The 22,886-nt window shown below is 58.0% G+C and carries 24 protein-coding genes; 11 read left to right on the top strand and 13 right to left on the bottom strand.

What is annotated here, in order from left to right; all coding sequences use genetic code 11:
- The first annotated feature begins 106 nt into the window (after positions 1–106).
- From metG to EGT36_RS13945, 5 genes are all read left to right on the top strand, one after another.
- On the top strand, positions 107–1,657 hold the full coding sequence (gene metG / locus EGT36_RS13925; RefSeq protein WP_037092766.1) for a methionine--tRNA ligase: 1,551 nt from the start codon (positions 107–109) through the stop codon (positions 1,655–1,657).
- Positions 1,658–1,668: 11 nt separating this feature from the next.
- Positions 1,669–2,451: a TatD family hydrolase gene (locus EGT36_RS13930; RefSeq protein WP_037092836.1), complete on the top strand. Its 783-nt coding sequence runs from the start codon at positions 1,669–1,671 to the stop codon at positions 2,449–2,451.
- Positions 2,452–2,453: 2 nt separating this feature from the next.
- Entirely contained in the window at positions 2,454–3,284 is an 831-nt protein-coding gene (locus EGT36_RS13935) for an MBL fold metallo-hydrolase (RefSeq protein WP_107339682.1), read from the top strand.
- A 21-nt stretch (positions 3,285–3,305) separates the two neighbouring features.
- On the top strand, positions 3,306–5,087 hold the full coding sequence (locus EGT36_RS13940; protein ID WP_004441767.1) for a chloride channel protein: 1,782 nt from the start codon (positions 3,306–3,308) through the stop codon (positions 5,085–5,087).
- 281 nt (positions 5,088–5,368) lie between these two features.
- On the top strand, positions 5,369–6,790 hold the full coding sequence (locus EGT36_RS13945; RefSeq protein ID WP_125269936.1) for an ISNCY family transposase: 1,422 nt from the start codon (positions 5,369–5,371) through the stop codon (positions 6,788–6,790).
- A 5-nt stretch (positions 6,791–6,795) separates the two neighbouring features.
- Here EGT36_RS13945 and EGT36_RS13950 read toward each other — a convergent pair whose 3' ends face one another.
- Both EGT36_RS13950 and EGT36_RS13955 read right to left on the bottom strand, forming a co-directional pair.
- Positions 6,796–7,533 (bottom strand): hypothetical protein, encoded by a 738-nt coding sequence (locus tag EGT36_RS13950; RefSeq protein ID WP_125269937.1) that lies wholly within the window; start codon positions 7,531–7,533, stop codon positions 6,796–6,798.
- Between the two features lie 387 nt (positions 7,534–7,920).
- Positions 7,921–9,087 (bottom strand): S41 family peptidase, encoded by a 1,167-nt coding sequence (locus tag EGT36_RS13955; RefSeq protein ID WP_286083965.1) that lies wholly within the window; start codon positions 9,085–9,087, stop codon positions 7,921–7,923.
- 482 nt (positions 9,088–9,569) lie between these two features.
- On the opposite strand from EGT36_RS13955, the gene EGT36_RS13960 reads away from it, so the two are divergent.
- A complete protein-coding gene (locus EGT36_RS13960; protein ID WP_037092773.1) occupies positions 9,570–10,199 on the top strand; it encodes a DUF1062 domain-containing protein in 630 nt (209 codons plus the stop codon).
- 44 nt (positions 10,200–10,243) lie between these two features.
- Here EGT36_RS13960 and EGT36_RS13965 read toward each other — a convergent pair whose 3' ends face one another.
- Positions 10,244–10,891: a glutathione S-transferase family protein gene (locus EGT36_RS13965; RefSeq protein WP_037092774.1), complete on the bottom strand. Its 648-nt coding sequence runs from the start codon at positions 10,889–10,891 to the stop codon at positions 10,244–10,246.
- Positions 10,892–11,110: 219 nt separating this feature from the next.
- Between EGT36_RS13965 and EGT36_RS13970 the strand changes: the two genes are divergently transcribed.
- Entirely contained in the window at positions 11,111–11,767 is a 657-nt protein-coding gene (locus EGT36_RS13970; protein ID WP_037092776.1) for a peroxiredoxin, read from the top strand.
- A gap of 50 nt (positions 11,768–11,817) precedes the next feature.
- Here the strand turns inward: EGT36_RS13970 and EGT36_RS13975 are convergent, their stop codons facing one another.
- A complete protein-coding gene (locus tag EGT36_RS13975) occupies positions 11,818–12,270 on the bottom strand; it encodes a DUF5680 domain-containing protein (RefSeq protein ID WP_037092778.1) in 453 nt (150 codons plus the stop codon).
- A gap of 162 nt (positions 12,271–12,432) precedes the next feature.
- Between EGT36_RS13975 and EGT36_RS13980 the strand changes: the two genes are divergently transcribed.
- The 3 genes from EGT36_RS13980 to fghA are packed head-to-tail and all read left to right on the top strand — an operon-like array spanning position 12,433 to position 14,436.
- The gene (locus EGT36_RS13980; protein WP_037092779.1) at positions 12,433–12,888 is read left to right on the top strand and encodes a YaiI/YqxD family protein; all 456 of its coding nucleotides are present in this window, start codon (positions 12,433–12,435) and stop codon (positions 12,886–12,888) included.
- Between the two features lie 25 nt (positions 12,889–12,913).
- Positions 12,914–13,573, top strand: coding sequence for a DUF1345 domain-containing protein (locus EGT36_RS13985; protein WP_037092780.1), 660 nt, complete (start codon positions 12,914–12,916; stop codon positions 13,571–13,573).
- A gap of 29 nt (positions 13,574–13,602) precedes the next feature.
- Positions 13,603–14,436 carry an S-formylglutathione hydrolase gene (gene fghA, locus EGT36_RS13990; RefSeq protein ID WP_037092782.1) on the top strand — a complete coding sequence of 278 codons (834 nt, stop codon included), beginning with the start codon at positions 13,603–13,605 and terminating at the stop codon, positions 14,434–14,436.
- Between the two features lie 58 nt (positions 14,437–14,494).
- Here fghA and EGT36_RS13995 read toward each other — a convergent pair whose 3' ends face one another.
- The 8 genes from EGT36_RS13995 to crcB all read right to left on the bottom strand — a co-directional run bounded on the left by EGT36_RS13995 (position 14,495) and on the right by crcB (position 21,092).
- Complete coding sequence (locus tag EGT36_RS13995; protein WP_004441786.1) at positions 14,495–14,884, bottom strand: RidA family protein; 390 nt, start codon at positions 14,882–14,884, stop codon at positions 14,495–14,497.
- Positions 14,885–15,093: 209 nt separating this feature from the next.
- On the bottom strand, positions 15,094–15,888 hold the full coding sequence (gene istB, locus EGT36_RS14000; protein ID WP_125270475.1) for an IS21-like element helper ATPase IstB: 795 nt from the start codon (positions 15,886–15,888) through the stop codon (positions 15,094–15,096).
- Positions 15,878–17,410, bottom strand: coding sequence for an IS21 family transposase (gene istA, locus EGT36_RS14005; RefSeq protein WP_125270476.1), 1,533 nt, complete (start codon positions 17,408–17,410; stop codon positions 15,878–15,880). Before istA ends, istB begins: the two co-directional genes overlap by 11 nt.
- 200 nt (positions 17,411–17,610) lie before the next feature.
- Complete coding sequence (locus EGT36_RS14010) at positions 17,611–18,099, bottom strand: hypothetical protein (protein ID WP_125270477.1); 489 nt, start codon at positions 18,097–18,099, stop codon at positions 17,611–17,613.
- Between the two features lie 60 nt (positions 18,100–18,159).
- Positions 18,160–18,954: an ATP12 family chaperone protein gene (locus EGT36_RS14015; RefSeq protein WP_037092783.1), complete on the bottom strand. Its 795-nt coding sequence runs from the start codon at positions 18,952–18,954 to the stop codon at positions 18,160–18,162.
- Positions 18,955–18,986: 32 nt separating this feature from the next.
- Positions 18,987–19,652 (bottom strand): HAD family hydrolase, encoded by a 666-nt coding sequence (locus EGT36_RS14020; protein WP_037092784.1) that lies wholly within the window; start codon positions 19,650–19,652, stop codon positions 18,987–18,989.
- A gap of 6 nt (positions 19,653–19,658) precedes the next feature.
- Positions 19,659–20,648 (bottom strand): RluA family pseudouridine synthase, encoded by a 990-nt coding sequence (locus tag EGT36_RS14025; RefSeq protein WP_022556167.1) that lies wholly within the window; start codon positions 20,646–20,648, stop codon positions 19,659–19,661.
- 66 nt (positions 20,649–20,714) lie between these two features.
- Positions 20,715–21,092, bottom strand: coding sequence for a fluoride efflux transporter CrcB (gene crcB, locus EGT36_RS14030; protein WP_006697447.1), 378 nt, complete (start codon positions 21,090–21,092; stop codon positions 20,715–20,717).
- 200 nt (positions 21,093–21,292) lie between these two features.
- On the opposite strand from crcB, the gene EGT36_RS14035 reads away from it, so the two are divergent.
- A complete protein-coding gene (locus EGT36_RS14035; RefSeq protein WP_037092787.1) occupies positions 21,293–21,622 on the top strand; it encodes a hypothetical protein in 330 nt (109 codons plus the stop codon).
- Positions 21,623–21,834: 212 nt separating this feature from the next.
- Here the strand turns inward: EGT36_RS14035 and EGT36_RS14040 are convergent, their stop codons facing one another.
- Entirely contained in the window at positions 21,835–22,809 is a 975-nt protein-coding gene (locus EGT36_RS14040) for a copper chaperone PCu(A)C domain-containing protein (RefSeq protein WP_037092788.1), read from the bottom strand.
- Positions 22,810–22,886 lie beyond the last annotated feature (77 nt).

Here is a 22,886-nt window from a genome sequence, read left to right on the forward strand (position 1 = left end):
ATATTGATATCAGTGTACCAATTCGGTAGCTTTTTCTTTCGCTGCTGCGAACAATGGTTTAAGAGCGGTCTATCCAAAAAACAGCGCGTAAAGTCGATAGACCGTCATGACAGACAAGACACCATTCTACATCACCACCGCGATCTCCTATCCCAACGGCAAGCCGCATATCGGCCATGCCTATGAACTGATCGCAACGGACGCCATGGCACGCTTTCAGCGCCTGGACGGAATGGATGTGTTCTTCCTGACGGGCACCGACGAACACGGCCAGAAGATGCAGCAGACGGCACGTGCGGAAGGCGTTTCGCCGGAAGAACTCGCGGAACGAAATTCCAATCAGTTTCTCGAGATGGGCAAGCTGCTCAACGCCTCGAACGACGATTTCATCCGCACGACGGAAGAACGACATCACGAGACCTCGCGCAATATCTGGAACCTGATGGCCGAGAGCGGCGACATCTACAAGGATAGCTATGCCGGCTGGTATTCCGTTCGTGACGAGGCCTATTACGCCGAGGACGAGACGGAAGTGCGCGCCGATGGCGTCCGTTACGGCCCGCAGGGCACGCCGGTGGAATGGGTGGAGGAGGAAAGCTATTTCTTCAAGCTCTCCGAGTACCAGGACAAGCTGCTGAAGCTCTATGAGGAAAACCCCGACTTCATCGGTCCGGCGGAACGCCGTAACGAAATCATCTCCTTCGTGAAATCCGGTCTGAAGGACCTGTCGATTTCCCGCACCACCTTCGACTGGGGCATCAAGGTTCCCAATGATCCGAAGCACGTGATGTATGTCTGGGTCGATGCACTGACCAACTACATCACCGCAACGGGTTACCTCGAAGACAGGAACGGACCGCGGGCGAAGTATTGGCCGGCCGACGTGCATATCATCGGCAAGGACATCATTCGTTTTCACGCCGTCTACTGGCCAGCCTTCCTGATGAGCGCGAAGCTGCCGCTGCCCAAGCGCGTTTATGCACATGGCTTCCTGCTCAACAAGGGCGAGAAGATGTCGAAGTCGCTCGGAAATGTCGTTGATCCCGCCAATCTGGTGAACCATTTCGGCCTTGATCAGGTCCGCTATTTCTTCATGCGCGAAGTCTCCTTCGGCCAGGACGGCAGCTATAGCGAAGAGGGCATTGCCACCCGCATCAATGCCGATCTTGCCAATGGCATCGGCAATCTCGCCAGCCGTTCGCTGTCGATGATCGTCAAGAATTGCGACGGCAATATCCCCACACCCGGTCCGTTCACCGACGAAGACAAGGCGATGCTGGCGTCTGCAGACGGTCTGCTCGCCATTTGCCGGGAGGAGATGGGCAAGCAACTCATCCACCGCGCGGTAGCCGCCATCATTGCCGTCGTTTCCGAGACCGACCGCTATTTCGCCTCTCAGGAGCCTTGGGCGCTGAAAAAGACCGACCCTGAGCGGATGGGCACCGTGCTTTACGTCACGGCGGAAGTTGTGCGCCAGATCGGCATTCTCCTGCAGCCCATCATGCCGGGTTCCTGCGAAAAGCTGCTCGATCTCGTTGCGGCGCCAGCCGATAAGCGCGACTTTACGGCGTTGGGCGAAGCCGGTCGTCTGGTGCCGGGGACACCACTGGAAGCTCCGAAGCCAGTCTTTCCGCGTTACGTCGCGCCGGAAGCGTGAAGGCGACCACGATGCTGATCGATACCCATTGCCATCTGGATTTTCCTGATTTCGAGGCGGAGCGCGACGACATCATCGCTCGCGCCCATGCCTCCGGCGTGAGCCAGATGGTGACGATCTCGACCCGGGTGCGTCGTCTGCCGGAGCTGTTGAAGATCACGGAAAAATATCCGTCAGTCTTTTGCTCGGTCGGCACCCATCCGAACAATGCCGATGAGGAACTGGATATCTCCGCCGATGAGCTGGTGCAGCTTGCCGAGAGTCATGAGAAGATCGTAGCGATCGGAGAGGCGGGTCTGGATTACTTCTACGACACGCAGAAGCCCGAAGACCAGAAGACCGGCCTTCTTCGCCATATCGAGGCGGCGAGACGAACGAAGCTGCCGCTTGTCATTCACAGCCGCAGTGCCGATGACGACATGGCCGCCATCCTGCGCTCCGAAAGCGGGAAGGGCGCATTTCCTTTCATTTTGCACTGCTTTTCCGCTGGTCCCGAGCTCGCAAAAACGGGTGTCGAGCTTGCCGGATATGTGTCTTTCTCAGGCATTCTGACCTTCCCAAAGTCGCAGGATATTCGCGATATCGCTGCAACCGTGCCTCTTGACCGGCTGCTGGTAGAAACGGACGCACCCTATCTTGCGCCGAAGCGCTGGCGTGGCAAACGCAACGAGCCTTCCTACGTCGTCAATACCGCGGAGGTTCTAGCAGAGGTGCATGGCATCTCCTTCGAGCGGATGGCCGAGATCACCACCGAAAATGCCTTCCGCTGCTTTTCCAAGATGACAAGGGTGTAGGCGTGGCAATCTACCGTCGCCGCTTCACGGTTCTCGGATGCGCCTCGTCACCCGGCGTGCCGCGCATTAACGGCGACTGGGGCGCCTGCGACCCCGATAATCCGAAGAACCGGCGCACGCGTGCGGCCTTCATGGTGGAACAGATCGGTCCGGATGGCGGCAAAACGACCGTTGTGATCGATACTGGTCCTGATTTTCGCGAGCAGATGATCGCCGCGAAGGTGGAGGCTATCGATGCCGTTCTCTACACCCATGCTCATGCCGACCATCTGCATGGCATTGACGATCTGCGCATCTATTTCGCACTCCAGAAAAGCCGCGTCCCGATCTATGCCGATCCCATTACCATGGCGCGCATCCGCGATGGTTTTGCCTATTGTCTCGAGACGCCGGCGGGCAGCAATTATCCACCGATTGTCCGGCCTTATCTGATTGCCGATATCAACGAGCCGGTTGTTATTGATGGAGCAGGAGGACCAATCGCCTTTGGGGTGCATATGCAACAGCATGGGGACGTCCATTCTCTGGGTTTTCGCATTGGTGATGTGGCCTATTGCACCGATGTCAGCGATTTTCCGGCCGAAAGCCTGCCGAAACTCGCCGGACTTGAGGTGCTCATCATCGACGCCCTGCAATATCGCTACCACCCCAGCCATCTATCACTCGAACAGGCGCTCGGCTGGATCGAAACACTGGCACCCAAAAGGGCGATCTTGACCCACATGCATATTCCGCTCGATTATGAGACGGTGATGCAGGAAACGCCTGATCATGTTGAACCGGCTTATGATCAGATGCGTTTCGAAATTGAGATCGATCTCGAAACCGCCTGACGCCGCCTGAAAAGGAACAGCATGTCGACTAAGCCTTTCCGTGCACCGAGTATGGCGAGCTTCTTCGACAATCTGCGCGCCAGCCGCCTGCGCGCCATGTTCCGACGCGGCGAACTCGGCCTCGTCGCGCTTGCCGTGCTCATCGGCATCGCAGCCGGCCTGCTGGTGGCCTTGATCGGCGCTTTGAGCACGGCATTGCATGTGCTCGTCTTTGGCGTTGAACGCCTGAGCAGCAGCGATCTTTCCGGACAGATCGTGCTGGTGGGGCCGATCATGGGCGGTGTCCTGCTTGGGCTGATCATCTTCATCCTCTCCAAAACCCGCAAAAAGCCGATGGTCGACCCCATCGAGGCAAATGCGCTGCATGGTGGCCGCCTGTCGCTCACGGACAGCATCATTGTCTGCGTGCAGAACATCGTTTCCAACGGTTTTGGCGCATCTGTCGGGCTTGAGGCGGGCTACACGCAGATTGCCAGCGGCGTCGCATCGAAGATCGGCATCAAGCTGAAACTGAGGCGAGGGGACATGCGCATCCTCGTTGGCTGCGGCGCCGCGGGCGCCATCGCGGCCGCCTTCAACGCGCCTCTGACTGGCGCATTTTACGCCATCGAACTCATCATCGGCACCTATACAGTCGTCACGCTCGCCCCGCTGATCGTTTCGGCGCTGGTGGCGACAACCGTTATCGGCCTGATTGGCGGCCATGGCCTTTCCATCGATATCGTCGATGCCAGCCGCGTGACGCCCGCCGATTACGTGCCGGCTATTTTCCTTGGGGTTGTGTGCGCGGCAATCGGTATCGTGCTCATGCAGGCGGTGTCCTTCATTGAGGAGACGGCGCGCAAAAGCGCTATTCCTGGCTGGCTGCGTCCTACGCTTGGCGGCATCGTTGTCGGTGGGCTGGCGTTGATTTCACCGCAGGTTCTCTCGAGCGGCCATGGAGCCTTGCATCTCAACATCGATGCCGACCTGACGATCTACGGGCTTGCAGGATTGTTCCTGTTGAAGGCGGCGGCCAGCGCGATCTCGATAGGTTCGAATTTCCGCGGCGGCCTGTTTTTCGCCTCGCTGTTCATGGGATCGCTGCTCGGCAAGATTTTCGCCCTCTGCGCGCCCTATATCGGCTATGGCTCGACAGCGCCGATCGTCTACGCCGTGATCGGCATGAGCGCCTTTGCCGCCGCCATCATCGGCGGTCCGCTGACAATGACATTTCTGGCGCTGGAACTGACCGGCGACTTCCAGATTACGGCGCTCGTGCTTGCCGCCGTCATCACCACATCGCTGGTGGTGCGCACTACCTTCGGCTACTCCTTCGCCACCTGGCGTTTTCACCTGCGCGGTGAGAGCATTCGCAGCGCCCATGACATCGGCTGGATCCGCGACCTGACGGTGGGCAAGATGATGCGCGCTGACATCCGCAAGGCCAATGTCAGCATGGGGCTTCCGGCCTTCAAGGAGAAGTTCCCGCTCGGTTCAACGCAGCGGGTCATCATGACCCACGATGACGGGCGTTATGCCGGGATCGTTCTCGTGCCGGAAATCTATGCCGATCCGATGGATCGCGACCCAAGCAAGATCAGCCTCGAGACCTATCTGCACTACAAGAACGACGTATTGCTGCCGACCATGAATGCACGGCAAGCGGCGGCAGCCTTTGACGCGGCGGAAAGCGAAGCACTCGTCGTCGTCAACGACAAGATCGAAAATCGTCCCGTTGGCCTGCTTACCGAAAGTCACACGCTGAGACGCTACAGTGAAGAGCTCGATCTGCGACGCCGAGAGGCATCAGGAGAATTATGATCGACCTGGATATGGATCTTTCAATGCGACAAGCGGCGCTTTTCAATGATGAGGCAACGGCGCCGCGATCTGACAGCTTACGGCATTCCCGGCAATTAAGCACAAAAAGTTCCATAATCTATCTTATGCGATTATCGTATGTAAGGGCTATTTAGTAATGCGACAGTTGGGCCAGTTAGAGATGCGACAGTCTCGCCTCTCGACGCACTGGTCAAAGCTAACGTTGGGAGCAAGGATGACGATCTTCAGCCTGGTTGAGACCATGAGCGGTCGGAGTCGTCATGTCCTTTATGATCACCATGTCGCAGAAAGAGTTGCATCGCCTCGACATCATCCAGAAGATCCGTGACGAACGCCTGAGCGTCGTCGAGGCTGCCGAACGGCTCGGCCTAAGTCGAAGCCAGGTCCATCGGCTGCTACAGGCCTATGACCGGGATGGTCCGGCTGGCCTTGTTTCCAAGAAGCGATCACGGCCGAGCAATCGGCGCCACAGCGAGGAGTTTCGCAATGCGGCGCTGGATCTGATCCGCGAACGCTATCTGGATTTCGGTCCGACGCTGGCGCGTGAGAAGCTGATCGAGCTGCACCGGATCTCTGTGGCTAAGGAGACGCTGCGGCAATGGATGACCGAGGCTGGTATCTGGGTCTCACGTAGAGAACGCAAGAAACGGGTTTTCCAGCCACGCGGCCGACGTGATTGCTTTGGCGAACTGGTGCAGATCGATGGCTCGCATCACTGGTGGTTCGAGAACCGTGGGCCCAAATGCGCCCTACTCGTCTATATCGATGACGCGACCGGCAAGCTGCTGCATCTACGGTTTGCCGGATCGGAGAACACATTCGACTATCTGCGCGCGACCAAGGCATATCTGCAGCAATGGGGCAAACCACTGGCCTTCTACAGCGACAAGCACGGCGTCTTTCGTTCGACCCATGCGTCGCAGAAGGACCGGACGAGCGGCCTGACACAATTCGGCCGGGCGCTTTATGAGCTGAACATCGACATCATCTGTGCCAACACCCCGCAGGCCAAGGGCCGTGTGGAACGTGCCAACCAGACATTGCAGGATCGGCTGGTCAAGGAGATGCGGCTTCGCGGCATCGACACGATCGAGGAAGCCAACGCGTATGCGCCTGAGTTCATTTTAGATTTCAACGCGCGTTTCGGCAAGGAACCGCGCAATCCGAAGGACATGCACCGGCAGTTGGCCGGTCACGAGAACCTTGATGGCGTCATGTGCCGCAAGGAAGTTCGCACGCTGTCGCAGGCTTTGACGCTGCGCTACGACAAGGTGCTGTTCATTCTCGATCCGACCGACGTTTCCAGGCCTCTGGCCGGCCAAAAGGTGATTGTTTGCGATTATCCGGACGGTCGCCTCGAGATCATGCACGAGAGTTTTGCCCTACCCTACAGAACCTTTGACAAGCTGCGGTCGGTCCATCGCCCGGAAGTCGTCGAGAACAAGCGTCTGGACGACATGCTGTCGATCGTCGCCGAGATGCAGGCTGGACGAGAACAGCAACGGAGCAAAAGCGGCCCTCGCCGCACCGGGCAGACGGATCATATGTTCGGCATTCGCGACGGCAGCACGGGGAACGGCTATCAGAAGCGTGGCCGTAAGCCGAGGACAGATTACATGAACGATCCGGCGGTGATTGCACGGCGAGAGAAAGCGTTATTGAGGCAACCAGCGGCGGAATAAGATTGTCAGTGCACGCCGATGTCGCTTTGTGTATCTGATTCCAGCTGCAGGCAGGCGGACCAAAGCGGCGTCTTGTGGAAGGCTCCGTCTTGAAGAAGCGTGAGCCCTTCTCGTGCCTCATAAAGCAGGCCCAGCCAGCACAGGCGCCGCAGGACACCATATTGGAGATCGGATTTTAGCTCCCAGGCTTCCAGTGTCATTTCGGTCTCAGATAGGGGCTCGAAGTCTGGGTGGAGGATCTTCACAAGCTCCAATGGCGTGCACCCTTCTCTGGCCTTGATATTGAGAAGGTTGAGGAACATGCGCCACCAGCGTAACCGCGCTTGGACCTCCTCTTTGCGCTCCGTGGCGTGGACATAGGAATAGAGATAATCCGTGGCGACGAGATCGAAGAAGCCTTGCGGGTTCACCAGGAACTCCCGGCCGCGTCTGGTTGGCAGCAGCACATCCTTTTTCCGGCGAAGAAGCTTCAGATGACGGGTCATGTCGCGCACGACCCAGAGCGGTGGCATGTCGCGCTCATTGAGCACCTTGTTCATGCTGTAGAGATCCTCAGCTGTGAACCCTGGCCAGAGAAAGTGCACAGCGGCCCAATGCACGAACTTGCGGTTCATGGCGCCGGTGGCTGTTAATCCGATGCCACCCTCACCGTCAGCATAGGCAACGGAAAGAAGCATACCTCGAAGAAGTGGTGACAGCGCGGCGACATCGACTTCACGCTGCAATTTGATTTCCGGAAGCATCGTGTGGCTTTGACCCCTACCTGCCCCACGCAGGTGCAAAAGAGTATCAGGCGGCGACGGAACAATTGCTACTGAGAAAGCTAAAGCAGGAAGGTGTCCCTCACCCGCCCCCGCTCCTTCCTTGCAACCCGGACCAGCCGGTCGGATCGGGGGCTGATCGTCAGAGCCAGACGAGATGCCGAGTGTCGCATTTCTAACTGGCTGGCGACGTCGCACCTCTATTCAGCTTTGACATCGTATGCGCGCTGGCGGTTTCGAGAATGACGTCGATTTGCAAATGTTCCTATGGGTTGTCTCCTGCAAGGCACATTCAGTGAAACACGCCCGTCCCAATATCGGCATCGATGAGAGAAGCCAGATCGCTCGCTGGCATAAATGGCCCCTCGTCTAATCACACAGAACCTTTAAAACTCGCTGATGGAACGCTTCTTGTGAAACCTCAGCGGCAGGCCCTTCGATCCATTCCAAATCGAGATGCAGTTTTCCTGCAGGAACCATTTGCTGTGCGATCTCAGCCGGTGTGGTTTCGTCGCTGGTTCCGTTCTCCCAGTCGTGAAAGGCTGATGAGTATCGAACGACCGCTCCACTGGTCGGCAAATCGAGCAACCCTCCCTCGGCAAAAAACGTCAAGCCGTCGCCCATTTCTTCCCCGACGAGCTTGAGCCTACGTCCCAGACGATGTTTGAGAATGGCCACAAATACTATCGCTGCAGAAAACGTAAACTTATCGACAAGCACAACAACCTGCCTGCCTGCGTTTTCAGAGATGGCGTCGATCAAGGGCATAGTTTGAAGAAAATCGCCACCGGTGTTTCCGCGAACATCAATCAAGAGTTTGTTGTTCCCGCAGGTTCTCACGCGCTCCGCCGCAGCGGAGATGGCTTTCGGCAGCGCACTTTCGCTTGGGTCGAAGAAACTCGGCAATAATATTGAAAGCCCAAACTCCTGCCGGTCCTCAATCTCCACAAATGTCCGAGGTTTCCAGGCCGGGTCAGCCTTGCCATGCTCGTTTCTCGGGTAGAGCATCGATGCCGGAACGGTAAGCCGGTTCTCCACTTTCAGGTCGGTGATCTGCCCATTCTGGCCTTTCAGGCGATATTCAGTGCTACTCTCTTTTGAAGAAAACCCGAGATGGGCCAATGCATATGGCCATGCGAGGAGAATCGGTCCGATCACCCGTTTCCGCTGGCGCGTTCCCGCCAGAAATTTCCCTGCGGCGGCTTCAATCTGGCTAAGGGGTGTGCCGTTGACTGCTATCAGCTCCCCTCTTGGCACAGTTGTTTCCAGTGCCGTGTCAGTTAACTGCACCGCCGTTCCAACGCTTACAAACCTCAGCGGGAGCACCGAAATGGAATCGTTCGGGATCAACCGTGTGTGTCCGTTGTCGGGAAGCGCAAGCAGGCGCATCGCGGAAAACAGAAAGGCCTCTTTGGAGCCCTCCAAAGCGTATCGTCGGGTATCATAAATGCAGCGATCTATCATCGTCGGTTCGATGCGCCGAAAGCTGGGATCGACTGGCAGGACAGTGTCCAGAATTTTCTCGAGGTCTTGCATCAGTGACATGATCCACGATGCGCACAGCTGTCTGTCGATGTCCAGATTGGACTTGAGCCAGACCTTCCCCTCTCCCCGTAAAATGCATTTCTGATATTAGTTTAACATTAGCCGACAAGCCATTGTATTTATTATAAATAGTCCAAAGATAAAAACTTGGTCGTCTTTTCTATGAGGGACTCCATCTGCCGCCGTTTATGTGTTATTGCTCCTGGCGAAGAGCATTGGCGCATCGAGGTAGACTTTGCCTAAGTAAATACCGGTCTCAATCCAGTTTCACCCTGTGCGGATAGCCACCGGCTATCGCCGCATGATCATGTTCATCGGGTGGTGGCAAGAGACCGGTCTGGCATCGTTACAATGTGCCCTGCGCAGCTATGCTGTTTCAGCTCTTCACCACTCCAGAACACCGCCACGCCGTTCCCGCATGGGTTTTCTCCTGCACCATCTTGGTGGACTTCCGAATGGAAGACCAACCGACTATGTGCAATATATTTCGGGTCCAGTGGACCGTTACACCCAGAACCGCGCCGCAGCCCTGGATTGCCTGCAGCGGATGCGGAGAAGCGAGGCCATTTCAGCCGAGCGGCAAGATCCGCCTCAATGCCAATGGCCGCAAGCTGGATGCCTGGCTCATATACAGATGCCGGATATGCGACAGGAGCTGGAACCGGCCGATCTTTGAGCGGCGGACTATTCGCGACATCAGCCCTTCTGTTCTCGAGGCGCTGCAGAACAATGACCCGCAATGGATAAGGTTGGAAACGTTCAATCTCGAGGCGTTGAGACGCAGATCGCCGCGCGTCGACGAGTTTCCCGAATTCGATATCGTGAAACAGATACGGGATGAATCTCCGGATTGGGCCGTGGCGGAAATTGATCTCATCGTTCCGTTCCAGACCGGTATACGCCTCGACCGCCTGCTGGCGTCTGAGCTCGGGCTCTCGCGGTCGCTTCTACAAAGGCTTCAGCGCGGCGGCCGGATTCGCACGCACGGCGACGCCTCCGATCCATGGCGACGCCAGGTGAAAAACGGCACGCGGATCGTGATCGAGCGGTGCGATGGCCTCGATCCGGCATGTTTGTGGAAATCTGTCACGGCGGAGTGCTAGCGCACAGCGAGGGCCTGAAGTTCGGGCCCTCGCGATGGTATCAATCAGTTCGATGCGGCTTTGAAAACCGCCAGCTGATCGGCAAATGCGCGTCGGTAGGCGGGACGCGCCTCGCCTCTCGCCACATAAGCTGCAAGGTTCGCATATTCATCGAGAATGCCCGAGCTTTTTATCCGTTGCAGCACCGATATCATCAACAGGTCGCCGGCGCTGAACGCGCCGTCGAGCCACTCGCCCTCACCCAGTCGCTGGGACAGTTCGCCAAGTCGCTTGCGAATACGTTCATCGACGATCTCCAGGCGTTCGCGATGCCAGCTCTTGTCCCTTTCGACAAAACCGGCGACAAAATGCTCGACTATCGGCGGTTCCACGGTGCTGAGCGCCGCAAACATCCACATGATCGCGCGCGCCCGCGCGTTCGCTTCCCGCGGCAACAGGCCGGCGTGGCGCTCGGCTATGTGGAATATTATCGCACCGGATTCGAACAGGACGAGATCGCCCTCCTCATAGGTCGGGATCTGCCCGAAGGGCTGAAGTGCAAGATGCCCTTGCTCCCGCATCGCCTTGAAGGAAAGAAGGCGAACCTCGTACGGTTGCCCCACTTCCTCCAGTGCCCAGCGGACACGCATGTCGCGGGCAAGACCCTTGCCGCCATCGGGCGAGCGTTCAAAGGCGGTAATGGTGATTGTCATTGCTGTTCTCCATCACTCCCCCATGCAAAATTGCCCCCCGCAATTCTGTTACCTGGCGTTGTGTCACAATAGGCGCCGGAATGAGCGAAAACAACGCATCGTGTTGTCGGCACACGCTAAAGGGCTGGCCATTTCACGCAAAAACTCTAAGCTCCTGCGCTGGAGACGGATTGCCGCACCATCAGTTTTCAGTTCAAATGATTAGGGAGAAAGCACCAGATGAGCCTGCGTATCAACGATATAGCGCCCGACTTCACCGCCGAGACCACCCATGGTCCGATAAGCTTTCACGACTGGATTGGCGATGGCTGGGCGGTCCTGTTTTCGCATCCGAAGAATTTTACGCCGGTCTGCACCACCGAACTCGGCGCCATGGGCGGCCTGCAGCCGGAATTCGAAAAGCGCGGTGTGAAGATCATCGGTATCTCGGTCGATCCCGTCGAAAGCCATGAAAAATGGAAGAACGACATCCGCACCGCCACTGGCTTCAATGTCGATTATCCACTGATCGGCGACAAGGACCTGAAGGTCGCGAAGCTTTACGACATGCTGCCGGCCGGCGCCGGCGACAGCTCGGAAGGCCGCACACCGGCCGATAACGCCACCGTACGCTCGGTCTTCGTCATCGGTCCTGACAAGAAGATCAAGCTGGTCCTCACCTACCCCATGACCACCGGCCGCAACTTCGAGGAAATCCTCCGCGCCATCGATTCCATCCAGCTGACCTCGAAACACCAAGTGGCGACGCCAGCCAACTGGAAGCAAGGCGAAGACGTCATCATTACCGCCGCCGTCTCCAATGAGGATGCGATTGCGCGTTTTGGTTCCTATGACACGGTTCTTCCCTATCTGCGCAAGACGAAGCAGCCGGGCTGATTTGAAGCCTGATGGGGCGGCGAAACATCATCGCCCCATCATCGCAATTTTCATGGCTTTATGACCCCGCCATGATAGTCGAGCCGGTACGTCTCGAAATGTCCGAGATAAATGCGCTCGACGCCGGTGAACGACTGAAATTCGCCTGCATTCGTGTCGACATAGACCAAATTCTCCACCGAGTGCGTGAAGCCGCCCAGAAACCGCCCTTCCCGATAGAGCGTGGAAAGCGAACGTTGAATGACCATGCCGGCCGTTGTGGCGTCGATCATATCGGGCCGGAGGATGCGGCCGTGATAGTTCATCGCCCACATGGCTGTCCCCCGGTGCCAGACGACCTCTTGACCGATGAAATCGGTTCCGCCGAAATAGCTGTCGATATAGTGCCAGTCTCCGTCGCGATAGCCAAGATCATGCGATCCCGTGCGAGTGGGCGTGGCGGATTTATTGCCCCCGCCAACATATGTGGCGGACTTGGCCCTCACTATGAACTCTTCCAGCATCGAACCCTTTTGGGAAAGAACATAAGGGGAACATAATTCATTTCCGGATCCTTCGCAAGCGCCACGCCCTGCCCTTGCCTCGCCCGCAATTTACCAATCGCGGGCTTGGTAATCGCAGCATTTGCGCTTAGAAGCGTGGCAGAACGATCCAAAAGAGTGTCCATGCAGCAAAATCCGCAAATTTACGTCGATGCCGATGCCTGTCCAGTGAAGCCGGAAATCCTCAGGGTCGCGGAGCGGCATGGGCTGGAGGTAACCTTTGTTGCCAATTCCGGTCTGCGCCCGTCACGCGACCCCATGATCAGAAATGTCATTGTTTCCGCCGGTTTCGACGCGGCGGACGACTGGATTGCCGATCATGCCGGCGAGAACGATATCGTCGTTACCGCCGATGTGCCGCTGGCCGGACGCTGTGTTGCCAAAGGCGCACTGGTGACGGGTCCGACTGGCCGCGTTTTCGACCAGTCGAATATCGGCATGGCAACGGCGATGCGAGACCTAGGTGCACATCTGCGCGAAACCGGTGAAAGCAAGGGCTATAATGCCGCTTTTTCGCCACGCGATCGATCCGCTTTTCTGGAGACCCTTGACCGTTTCTGCCGCCGTGTCAAAAAGTGATGCCGCAAGCAGAAAGGCCCAACCCATGACCCCGGCCAGCTCCAACAGCAATACCTATCGCCGCCATCAACCTTTTTTCATCGCCGTTCTTGTCGGGGCTTCCGGCCTCGGTATTGCATTGGCTCTCGCGCCTTCCGTGGCAATAGAAATCGCGGCAGTTTCTTTCTTCCTGACCTATCTGACGCTGGTTGCCTTTCGTCTTTCCAAATTGACGGCGCAGCATCTGAAAGCCCATGCCGACAGCGACGATCTCCCCGCAATTGCCATCATCGCCGTGACGCTGCTGGCAGTGACCGTCGCCGTGGTGTCCCTTTTTCAGGCGCTAAACCATACCGGTGAAACCGTCTGGACGCTGGTCATCGCTTTCGCCTCGGTGATTTTCGGCTGGTTGACTATCCACACCATGACGGCCCTGCACTACGCGCATCTTTACTGGCGTCCGCACACGGTCGACGGCAAGCGCCAGCATCGCGGCGGCATGGACTTCCCCGCGACCAAAGAGCCCTGCGGTTACGACTTTCTCTATTTCGCCGTGGTGATCGGCATGACGGCGCAGACCTCGGACGTGGGTGTGACCACGACCGCCATGCGCAAGGTCACGTTGCTGCACTCCATCGGCTCTTTCTTCTTCAACACGGTTCTGGTAGCGGCAGCCGTCAATGCCGCAGTCTCGCTTGCCGGTTGAACCGGATTTTTTTTCAAAGGAATGGCTTCATGAACATTATTTCGCAAAATACGGCCTTTGGTGGCATGCAGGGCGTATTTTCCCATGTATCCGAGACCCTGAAATGCGAGATGACCTTTGCGGTTTACGTACCGCCGAAGGCAATCCACGAGCCATGCCCCGTCCTGTGGTATCTCTCCGGCCTCACCTGCACCCACGCCAATGTCATGGAGAAGGGCGAATATCGCCGCATGGCTTCCGAACTTGGTCTCATCATCGTGTGCCCCGACACCAGTCCGCGCGGCAATGACGTACCGGATGAACTGACCAACTGGCAGATGGGCAAAGGCGCGGGATTTTATATCGACGCGACCGAGGAACCCTGGTCGGAGCACTACCGGATGTACAGCTATGTGACGGAGGAGTTGCCTGCACTGGTCGGCCAGCATTTCCGCGCCGATATGAGCCGTCAGGGCATTTTCGGCCACTCCATGGGCGGCCACGGCGCGATGACAATCGCCCTGAAAAACCCCGAACGGTTCAAAAGCTGCTCCGCTTTCGCGCCGATCGTGGCTCCCTCCTCCGCTGACTGGTCGGAACCGGCGCTGGAAAAATATCTGGGACCGGACCGGGCAGCATGGCGTCAATACGACGCCTGCTCACTGGTGGAGGACGGTGCGCGTTTTCCCGAATTCCTGATCGATCAGGGCAAGGCCGATAGTTTCCTGGAAAAGGGCCTGCGGCCATGGCTGTTCGAAGAGGCGATCAAAGGCACGGATATCGGCCTGACGCTGCGCCTGCACGACCGCTACGATCACTCCTATTATTTCATCTCCACCTTCATGGACGATCATCTGAAATGGCATGCCGAACGGCTCGGATAAGCGGCAAACACAAAGCGGGCGGCGCCTGCGAACGCCGCCCCTTCAGGCCGACCGCATCTCACGGGATGCGGGCGATCACCTTGATCTCGAAATCGAAGCCCGCAAGCCAGTTGACGCCGACGGCGGTCCAGTTCGGATAAGGCTGTTTGCTGAAAATCTCCTGCTTAACGGCCATGATCGTCCCGAACTGGTTCTGCGGGTCGGTATGGAACGTCGTCACGTCGACAATATCGTCGAACGTGCATCCCGCGGCCTTGAGCGTGGCCGCGAGATTTTCGAAAGCAAGCCGAACCTGACGCTCAAAGTCGGGTTCGGGCGTTCCGTCGGCACGGCTGCCGACCTGGCCGGAAACGAAAAGAAGGTCACCCGACCGAATTGCCGCGGAGTAACCGTGCTGTTCGTAAAGCGCGTGCCGGTCTGCGGGAAAAATTGCCTCGCGTTTGCTCATCTTGCATCTCTCTTTTTGGCTGAGTGGCGTCGGAAGAAGAACTCCGGACGCCCAATTCACATACGTTGCGTATGTGAGATAGTAACCTACACGACGCATGTCAATTGAGATACGTGACGTATGTGAATATCGAGACGTGTTGGTTTCCGCGCAGAAGTGAGCCGGTTTTTCCACCGAGAAGTGAGCCACCTCTAAGTATGGTTTTCTGATCAGGCTTTGGTCAAGGGATTGGCCTTTTCTCCTCTCTTCTGTGCTGCTGCGGCCGAGCTGGCCTTGAAGCGGAAGCTGTCGTTACCGGTTTCCAGGATGTGGCAACGGTGGGTCAGGCGATCGAGCAGAGCTGTCGTCATCTTGGCGTCGCCGAAGACGGTGGCCCATTCGCTGAAGCTGAGGTTGGTGGTGATGACGACGCTGGTGCGCTCGTAGAGCTTGCTCAACAGGTGGAAGAGGAGCGCTCCGCCTGAAGCACTGAACGGAAGGTATCCGAGTTCATCGAGGATCAGCAGATCGAGACGAACCAGCGTCTCAGCGATCTGACCTGCCTTGCCTTTAGCCTTCTCCTGCTCGAGCGCATTGACCAATTCGATGGTCGAGAAGAAGCGGACTTTTCGGCGATGATGCTCGATAGCCTGGACGCCGAGGGCGGTCGCCACATGTGTTTTGCCTGTGCCCGGTCCGCCGACAAGCACGATATTCTGCGCCCCGTCGATGAACTCGCATCTGTGCAATTGGCGCACCGTCGCTTCATTGATCTCGCTGGCGGCGAAGTCGTATCCGGAGATGTCCTTGTAGGCAGGGAAGCGGGCAGCTTTCATGTGATAGGCGATGGACCGGACCTCACGCTCAGCCATCTCGGCTTTCAGCAACTGGGACAGGATCGGCACGGCTGCATCGAAGGCCGGAGCACCTTGCTCGATCAGGTCCGTGACCGCTTGAGACATGCCATACATCTTCAGGCTACGCAGCATGATGACGACGGCGGCGCTGGCCGGATCATGACGCATGGCGACCTCCCACGATCCTGACACGTAGGCCATCGTAACGTTCGACGTTGGCCTTGGGTTCACGTACCAAGGTCAGCGCCTGCGGCGTGTCGATGTCGGGGCCGTCGGTCGTTTTGCCGTCAATCAGCATATGCAGCAGATTCAGCACATGCGTCTTGGTCGCCACGCCTTGATCCAGAGCCAGTTCCACAGCCCTGACGACAACCTGTTCGTCGTGATGACGCACCAGAGCGAGGATGTCGGCCATCTCCCGATCACCACCGGCACGGCGAAGCATCTGGTCTTGCAGTTGTCGAAAGGCCAGCGGTAATTCCAGGAAAGGCGCACCATTGCGCAGAGCTCCGGGTTTGCGCTGGATGACCGCAAGGTAATGCCTCCAGTCATAAATCGTCCTCGGCGGCTTGTCGTGGCTGCGTTCTATAATCCGCGGATGTTCGCAGAGGATATTTCCCTCGGCTGCAACGACCAGCCGCTCGGGATAAATCCTCAGACTGACAGGACGGTTCGCAAACGATGCCGGCACGCTGTAACGATTACGCTCGAAGGTGATCAGGCATGTTGGTGAGACACGTTTGCTTTGCTCGACGAAGCCGTCAAACATGGCGGGCAATGCCATTAAAGCAAGCTGTTCATCACCCCAAACATCCGCGATCGAACCGGGCAGACTCCCGTGCGCCGTGTCCCGCCATAGGTCCTGGCAATGCTGCTCCAGCCAGACGTTCAAAGACAGCAAATCCGGAAAGTCAGGCATCTGTTGCCACAGCCGCGGCCGAGCATCCTGAACGTTCTTCTCAACCTGACCCTTTTCCCAACCCGCGGCGGGATTGCAGAACTCTGGTGCAAAGACGTAATGGTTCGTCATCGCGAGGAAGCGGAGATTAACCTGTCGTTCCTTGCCGCGGCCGACGCGATCAACTGCGGTGCGCATGTTGTCATATATTCCCCGCGCGGGCACCCCACCAAACACCCTGAAGCCGTGCCAATGGGCATCAAAAAGCATCTCATGCGTTTGCAGCAGGTAAGCCCTGACCAGGAAAGCCCGACTGTGCGATAGCTTGATATGTGCGACCTGAAGCTTCGTGCGCTCGCCGCCGATCACGGCATAGTCCTCACTCCAATCGAACTGGAATGCTTCGCCTGGGCGGAAAGACAGCGGGACGAATATGCCACGGCCCGTCGTCTGCTGCTCACGTTGCCGGTCAGCCCGCCAATCACGGGCGAAGGCGGCAACCCGACCATAGGAGCCGGTAAAGCCGAGAACCACCAGATCGGCATGAAGCTGCTTTAGAGTTCGACGCTGTTTGCGTGACCTCCCGGCCTCGGTCTTCAGCCAAGCCGCCAGCTTATCGGCAAAAGGATCGAGCTTGCTCGGCCGTTCCGGTATCGTGAACGTCGGCTCGATCGTACCGGCGTTCAGATACTTCGCGATCGTGTTGCGCGACAGCCCGGTGCGCCGGCTGATCTCCCGGATCGACTGCTTCTCACGCAGCGCCATCCGGCGGATGATGTTTAAAAGTCCCATGTGGATCACTCCGTTGCCCCCGTCGCTCACCGCGTTGGGGGAAGGTTCACATGGCTCAATTCTCAATGGAAATTATGCGCCTAACCGGCTCACTTCTGCGTGGAAACCAACATCGAGACGCACTTTGTCAAAGCAGAAGATGGTTTCCGGCGATGGCGCGCGGATGACTGCCGCAGTCCCGCTCACGCCTTTGGTCCAATCTATGGAAACAGCGCCGTCGCCAGCGTGGTCCGACCCGGCCGGTTCAATCTGAATTCGCGGATCACCCGCTCGGCAACGCCATAAGCAAGCTCCTGCTCTAAAGCCTCGTCATCGAAGCTGACGACGGTGGCGGTGAATTTGGCTTCGGCGATCACCTCGCCCGTGGCCACGGCGGCGGCCCGCACGATGACCTTGGCGGAGGCCTTTTCACCGAAAAGGAAGGGACCGCGTGTGACGGATGCAAGGCGGATGGTCAGCACCACGCGCGGTCGGGTCTCTCCCCGTGCTGTGGTCTTGATCGCATTCTGAACCTGCGCATGAATGGACTGCATTAGCGCCGGCGCCACATCCGGTCGTGCTGCAACAAACGCGCCGCGCACGTCGTAAAGCAGCCGATCGGCACTGGTCGCTTCCGGTTCAAGCCTGAAAGACATGAGCATGAAACACGCCAGCACAATAATGCCAAGGCGTTTCAGCATGGTTGTCATGATCTGCGGCTCCCCTTACGTGAGGTAGCCTGATGATCGTCGATCAGGGTTAGAAAAGCGTTAAGATGCGCTCGTCAGAGACTCCAGAACATTGACCGCGGCACGCATGTCGATGAGACGGACGGCCCGGCGCTCCAGCGCCTCCTCATCCTCACCCCATTGTTCCGCAGTCCAGTCTTCATCCAGATGGGCAAGCGCCCAGGCTTCCTCAAGCGTCAGCTCTCCTTCCGCCAGCGCCAGCGCCAGAATGGCAGACCCTGTCAGCGACGTCATGGTGTGGAGTGCCGCGAGCGCGATCGGTGTATCGTATTTTTTCAGCGTCACTGCAAAGGCGGCGATGGCCTCCCGCGGCTGGTCGCGATGCATGACTCCCTCCACCAGAATGAAGCGCGCGCCAAGTACATTGGCCGCCCAGTCGAGCAAGGGATCCCAATGGTCCGTCTGGCGCGCGACCAACGCTTCCGGTTCGCCAGCGCGGTAGCAGAGGAGATCGGAGGAGGAAAACCGCAATATATCTTCGAAAACCGCCTGCGTATCATTGGCGACGCCGTCGATGGCCGTGTTCACGTGGCGCGACACCGGCATGACAACCGGATTGACGACCTCGGTCTGGGCGTCCCATTCATCGCGAAGCAATTCCGCGAGCGACCTCGACGGCACGACCAACGGCTTCTTGGCGGGGGTGCGCAACGGCTTGCCGTCTAGAAGGATGGTGAAGCCTTCCTCTGCCGCCTCGCCGACCGTCACATCCTTGTAGAACCGCTTGGGCAGCGGTTTCTGCATCTGGATCTGCGCGCGCAAGATCGGATCGGGGTGACTCAGGCCTTCCGAAAGGTCGTTCAGGAGATCACGCATGGCACATCCTCATCGGTCGGTAGAAAGGATAATTAAGGATTATCGGTCGGAACATAGACCGGGATTTCACGCGGGTGGCTGACGACCGCATCGGCGCCCGCCGTCCAGAGTTCGTCGATGGACGCATAACCCCAGGCGACGCCGATCGCTTTTGCGCCCGCAGCTTTTGCCATCTGCATATCATAGACCGCGTCGCCGATAACGACAGTATCGGCCGGAACCATGCCGGTTTCATGGCAGCATTCCATCACCATGGCCGGATGCGGCTTGGAAGGGCAATCATCCGCCGTGCGCGAGACAATGAAGTGCCTGGCAAATCCATGGGTTTCGAGAATGTGGGTCAGCCCGCGCCTCCCCTTGCCCGTCACCGCACCGATCAGCACGTCATCCCGCCTTGAAAGGGTGTCGATCAGCGGGGCGATGCCCTCGAAAAGCGGCTCGATCATCCCCGGACGTGCACGGATCGGATGGTAGATTTCCTTATAACGCTGGGTCATCGCCTGAACCTCGTCATCAACATGCGCCTTGCCGAGCATGCGGGCGATGGCGATATCCAGCGTCAGACCGATGATCGCCTTGGTTTCGGAGATATCGGGGCGCGGCTTGCCGAAATCGGCGAACGTATCGGCCATGACCGCATGGATCAGGCCCGCGCTGTCCACCAGCGTTCCGTCGCAATCGAAAAGAACCAGTTTCATCTGCCGTCAGTCTTCCCTATCGCCATCGGCCACGTCGAGACCGAGCAGGTTCCAGGTCTGTACCATATGCGGCGGCAGGGGTGCGCTGACCCGAAGCCGGCCGCCATTCGGATGCGGAATGTCGATATGGCGCGCATGCAGATGCAGGCGCTTCTGGATGCCGCCCGGAAAATCCCAGTTTGGATCGTCGATGTAATATTTGGGATCGCCGATGATCGGGTGCCCCATATGCAGCGCGTGCACGCGAAGCTGATGGGTGCGGCCGGTATAGGGCTCCATTTCCAGCCAGGCGAGGTTCTGCGCGGCGGTATCGATGACGCGGTAATAGGACACGGCGTGATCGGCGCCCTCCTCGCCATGCTTGGCGATGCGCATGCGGTCGCCGTCGATCGTCTGTTCCTTGACCAGCCAGGTGGAAATCTTGTCCTGGTGCTTGCGCGGCACGCCTTTGACGAGCGCCCAATAGGTTTTCTTGGTGTCGCGTTCGCGGAAGGCGGCGGTCAGTTTTTGCGCGGCACCTCTGGTACGGGCAACCACCAGCACACCCGACGTATCACGATCCAGCCGGTGCACGAGACGCGGCTTTTCGCCCTTCTGGTTGGTCCAGGCTTCCAGCAAGCCGTCAATGTGCCGGGTCACCCCCGAGCCGCCCTGAACGGCGATGCCAGCAGGCTTGTTGAAAACGAACACCTTGTCGTCTTCATGCAGCAGCATTCGTGCCAACAGCTCGCCATCGGCGGAATGTTTGAGGTCCTTAGAGCCGATCGGACCGCTTTTGGTCTTCATATCGGAATCGACCGGCGGCACGCGCACCATCTGTCCCGGCTGCACCCGCGCGTCCGTCTTCACCCGGCCACCATCCACACGCACCTGGCCGGATCGCAGCAGCTTCTGCAACTGCCCGAACCCAAGCCCCGGATAGTGAATCTTGAACCAGCGATCGAGGCGCATACCGGCCTCGTCGGCCTCGACCTTGATATGCTCGATACCTGCCATAAATTTTCCAGTCTCTCTGTCCTGATCGCGCAGCCGTTTCTTCGGCGCGCCGTTTGGATCAAGCCTTTAGAACAAGTTGCGGCCCAAGGCCAGCCCGGCGAAAACCGCAGCGATGGAAACCGAAAGGCTCGCAAGAACGTAAACGGCAGAAAGACCGAGCGCGCCGCGTTCAAAAAGCGAGACAGCATCGAGCGAAAAAGATGAAAACGTCGTGAAACCGCCGAGCACGCCGGTCACGAGAAAAAGACGCATTTCCATCGAGGCATTCAGACGTCGTGCCACGAGCTCCACCAGGAGACCGATCAGGAAAGAACCCACCACGTTGACCGTAAGCGTTCCCCAGGGGAAATTCACCCCCGCCAGCCGGACGCTCCAGACGCCGACCAAATAACGGAAGACGGAACCGATGGCGCCGCCCGCTGCGACGAGGACTATATTGATCATGCATTTATCTCCGGAGGGAACGGCCGGACCTCACGGTCCGCTTAGATTTTTAGACCACGTAAACCGCCGGCGAAACCCTTGGCCGGGCGCTGCCAGCTGTTAAAATACGATTAAATTGCGCCTCCGCGATTTAGCCTTCCAACAACACGCAGATGCTAACCTGCGGTTTTTGAAGGTCGGCAACGATGGCCGGAGGTTGGATGACACAGGTTCTTTCCGTTTCTGCGAACACGGCAGCCTATGCGCTGGAGGCTGTAAAACCGTCACAGCGCGTGCCGCGCCGGAGCGAGGTCGAAGAGGCCATTCACGAACTCGCGCGCAAGGCCGAGAACAGCGACGACTTCCAGCTTCGCGGCATGATGACTGTGATCAAGCCACCAGCCCTCACCCTCTATTTCCTGACCGTCGCCAGCCAGCATCAGGAACCGCAGGCGACGCTTGAGCAGGCCGTGGAGGCATACGAGGAAAACAACCTCCCCCAAAAAGCAGATGATATTCTTTTGAATCAGGATGATATACAGACATCCTGATGTCGCTTGTTAGATTTCAACCCTGTCGTTGCGGGAGTGGCATTCAGCTTGGTGTCAGGTTGAGTTTCTAGATATCTACACCCGGCTTCCGGAAATCACCAAAAGCGAGCGTCATCCGTTTTCCGCCGCGGCGCCGAAACAATAGACCGGACAAATGAGAAATCTTGCGGCTACCGGACCTGTCACGCGTTCCGGTAGCCGCTTTTCATTGGTCAATTATGTTGATGGTCGCCGCCGCCCTTGGCAGCTCCCGCAGACAGTATGACGTCGACCTTCCCGGCTTTTTCGAAGATCAGCGTTACCGGCACTTTGTCTCCTTCGGCAAAGGGCTTCTTCACGTCGAAGAACATCATGTGCAGGCCGCCGGGTTTCAATTCCACGGTCTGACCGGCGGGAATGACGATGCCCTCGTCCAGCTTGCGCATCTTCATCACGTCATTGACCATGGCCATTTCATGGATTTCAGCGCGTCCGGCGGCAGACGATTCGACTCCGATCAGCTTGTCGTCGCTATCGCCGCCATTCTTGATCGTCACATAACCGCCACCGACGGGCTGGCCCGGCAACATGGCCTTCGTCGCGCCGCCAGACACTTCGAGATTGCCAGCCTTCACGACATCCATATCCATGCTCATGCCTGCGTGATCGTGTCCGCCCGCATGGGCATTGGCGGTGACCTTGATGGTCGGCGCGGGATTTTTCAGCGAGTGGGGATCGACACCGGCTGCAGCCACTTCATCCCAGGAAACCTTGCCCTTGTCGCCGCAAAGCTGTGTCACCTTGAAGGGTAGTTCCTGCCCCACCTCGACGCTCGAAACCTTCCCCTGCACGGCAAAGGTATCGTAGAATTCGTCCGGCAGATTGCCGCCCTTCCAGCGAATTTCGACGGGCCCGCTTTTGATCTCCTTGCCGTGATTTTTATAGGCCTTCCGGTAATCGCCCTTGATGACCTCCAGCTCCCAGCCGGCCTTCGGCTGCGGCTTGGCGGAAATGAAGCCCTCCGGCAGCTTGATCTGCACTTCCGTCGTGGCAAGCCCGCCTTCGCAACCGTGCGGCACCTGAAGAGCGGCGACGACAGTGCTTTCCTGTTCGGCCGAGCCGTCAACGAAGGTGGCGTGGGCAGAAGCCTGCGCGGTGGAAACCGCGGCGATAAAAAGGGTCGATGTGATGATCTTGGTGGTTTTCATTTGTCTGTCCCTGCGACTGCCAGCCCTTCGGGTTCAAGCAGCCGTTTCTTGCCACCGGTTCGGCGGCGATGATCCTG

It is taken from the genome of Agrobacterium sp. FDAARGOS_525, from assembly GCF_003938925.1.
GTDB lineage: Bacteria > Pseudomonadota > Alphaproteobacteria > Rhizobiales > Rhizobiaceae > Agrobacterium > Agrobacterium pusense.

Coding starts and splice junctions, on each gene's coding strand:
- metG (WP_037092766.1), top strand. CDS start 107: ATGACAGACAAGACACCATTCTACATCACCACCGCGATCTCCTATCCC.
- EGT36_RS13930 (WP_037092836.1), top strand. CDS start 1,669: ATGCTGATCGATACCCATTGCCATCTGGATTTTCCTGATTTCGAGGCG.
- EGT36_RS13940 (WP_004441767.1), top strand. CDS start 3,306: ATGTCGACTAAGCCTTTCCGTGCACCGAGTATGGCGAGCTTCTTCGAC.
- EGT36_RS13945 (WP_125269936.1), top strand. CDS start 5,369: ATGTCCTTTATGATCACCATGTCGCAGAAAGAGTTGCATCGCCTCGAC.
- EGT36_RS13950 (WP_125269937.1), bottom strand. CDS start 7,533: ATGCTTCCGGAAATCAAATTGCAGCGTGAAGTCGATGTCGCCGCGCTG.
- EGT36_RS13955 (WP_286083965.1), bottom strand. CDS start 9,087: ATGCAAGACCTCGAGAAAATTCTGGACACTGTCCTGCCAGTCGATCCC.
- EGT36_RS13960 (WP_037092773.1), top strand. CDS start 9,570: ATGTGCAATATATTTCGGGTCCAGTGGACCGTTACACCCAGAACCGCG.
- EGT36_RS13965 (WP_037092774.1), bottom strand. CDS start 10,891: ATGACAATCACCATTACCGCCTTTGAACGCTCGCCCGATGGCGGCAAG.
- EGT36_RS13970 (WP_037092776.1), top strand. CDS start 11,111: ATGAGCCTGCGTATCAACGATATAGCGCCCGACTTCACCGCCGAGACC.
- EGT36_RS13975 (WP_037092778.1), bottom strand. CDS start 12,270: ATGCTGGAAGAGTTCATAGTGAGGGCCAAGTCCGCCACATATGTTGGC.
- EGT36_RS13980 (WP_037092779.1), top strand. CDS start 12,433: ATGCAGCAAAATCCGCAAATTTACGTCGATGCCGATGCCTGTCCAGTG.
- EGT36_RS13985 (WP_037092780.1), top strand. CDS start 12,914: ATGACCCCGGCCAGCTCCAACAGCAATACCTATCGCCGCCATCAACCT.
- fghA (WP_037092782.1), top strand. CDS start 13,603: ATGAACATTATTTCGCAAAATACGGCCTTTGGTGGCATGCAGGGCGTA.
- EGT36_RS13995 (WP_004441786.1), bottom strand. CDS start 14,884: ATGAGCAAACGCGAGGCAATTTTTCCCGCAGACCGGCACGCGCTTTAC.
- istB (WP_125270475.1), bottom strand. CDS start 15,888: ATGCGTCATGATCCGGCCAGCGCCGCCGTCGTCATCATGCTGCGTAGC.
- istA (WP_125270476.1), bottom strand. CDS start 17,410: ATGGGACTTTTAAACATCATCCGCCGGATGGCGCTGCGTGAGAAGCAG.
- EGT36_RS14010 (WP_125270477.1), bottom strand. CDS start 18,099: ATGACAACCATGCTGAAACGCCTTGGCATTATTGTGCTGGCGTGTTTC.
- EGT36_RS14015 (WP_037092783.1), bottom strand. CDS start 18,954: ATGCGTGATCTCCTGAACGACCTTTCGGAAGGCCTGAGTCACCCCGAT.
- EGT36_RS14020 (WP_037092784.1), bottom strand. CDS start 19,652: ATGAAACTGGTTCTTTTCGATTGCGACGGAACGCTGGTGGACAGCGCG.
- EGT36_RS14025 (WP_022556167.1), bottom strand. CDS start 20,648: ATGGCAGGTATCGAGCATATCAAGGTCGAGGCCGACGAGGCCGGTATG.
- crcB (WP_006697447.1), bottom strand. CDS start 21,092: ATGATCAATATAGTCCTCGTCGCAGCGGGCGGCGCCATCGGTTCCGTC.
- EGT36_RS14035 (WP_037092787.1), top strand. CDS start 21,293: ATGACACAGGTTCTTTCCGTTTCTGCGAACACGGCAGCCTATGCGCTG.
- EGT36_RS14040 (WP_037092788.1), bottom strand. CDS start 22,809: ATGAAAACCACCAAGATCATCACATCGACCCTTTTTATCGCCGCGGTT.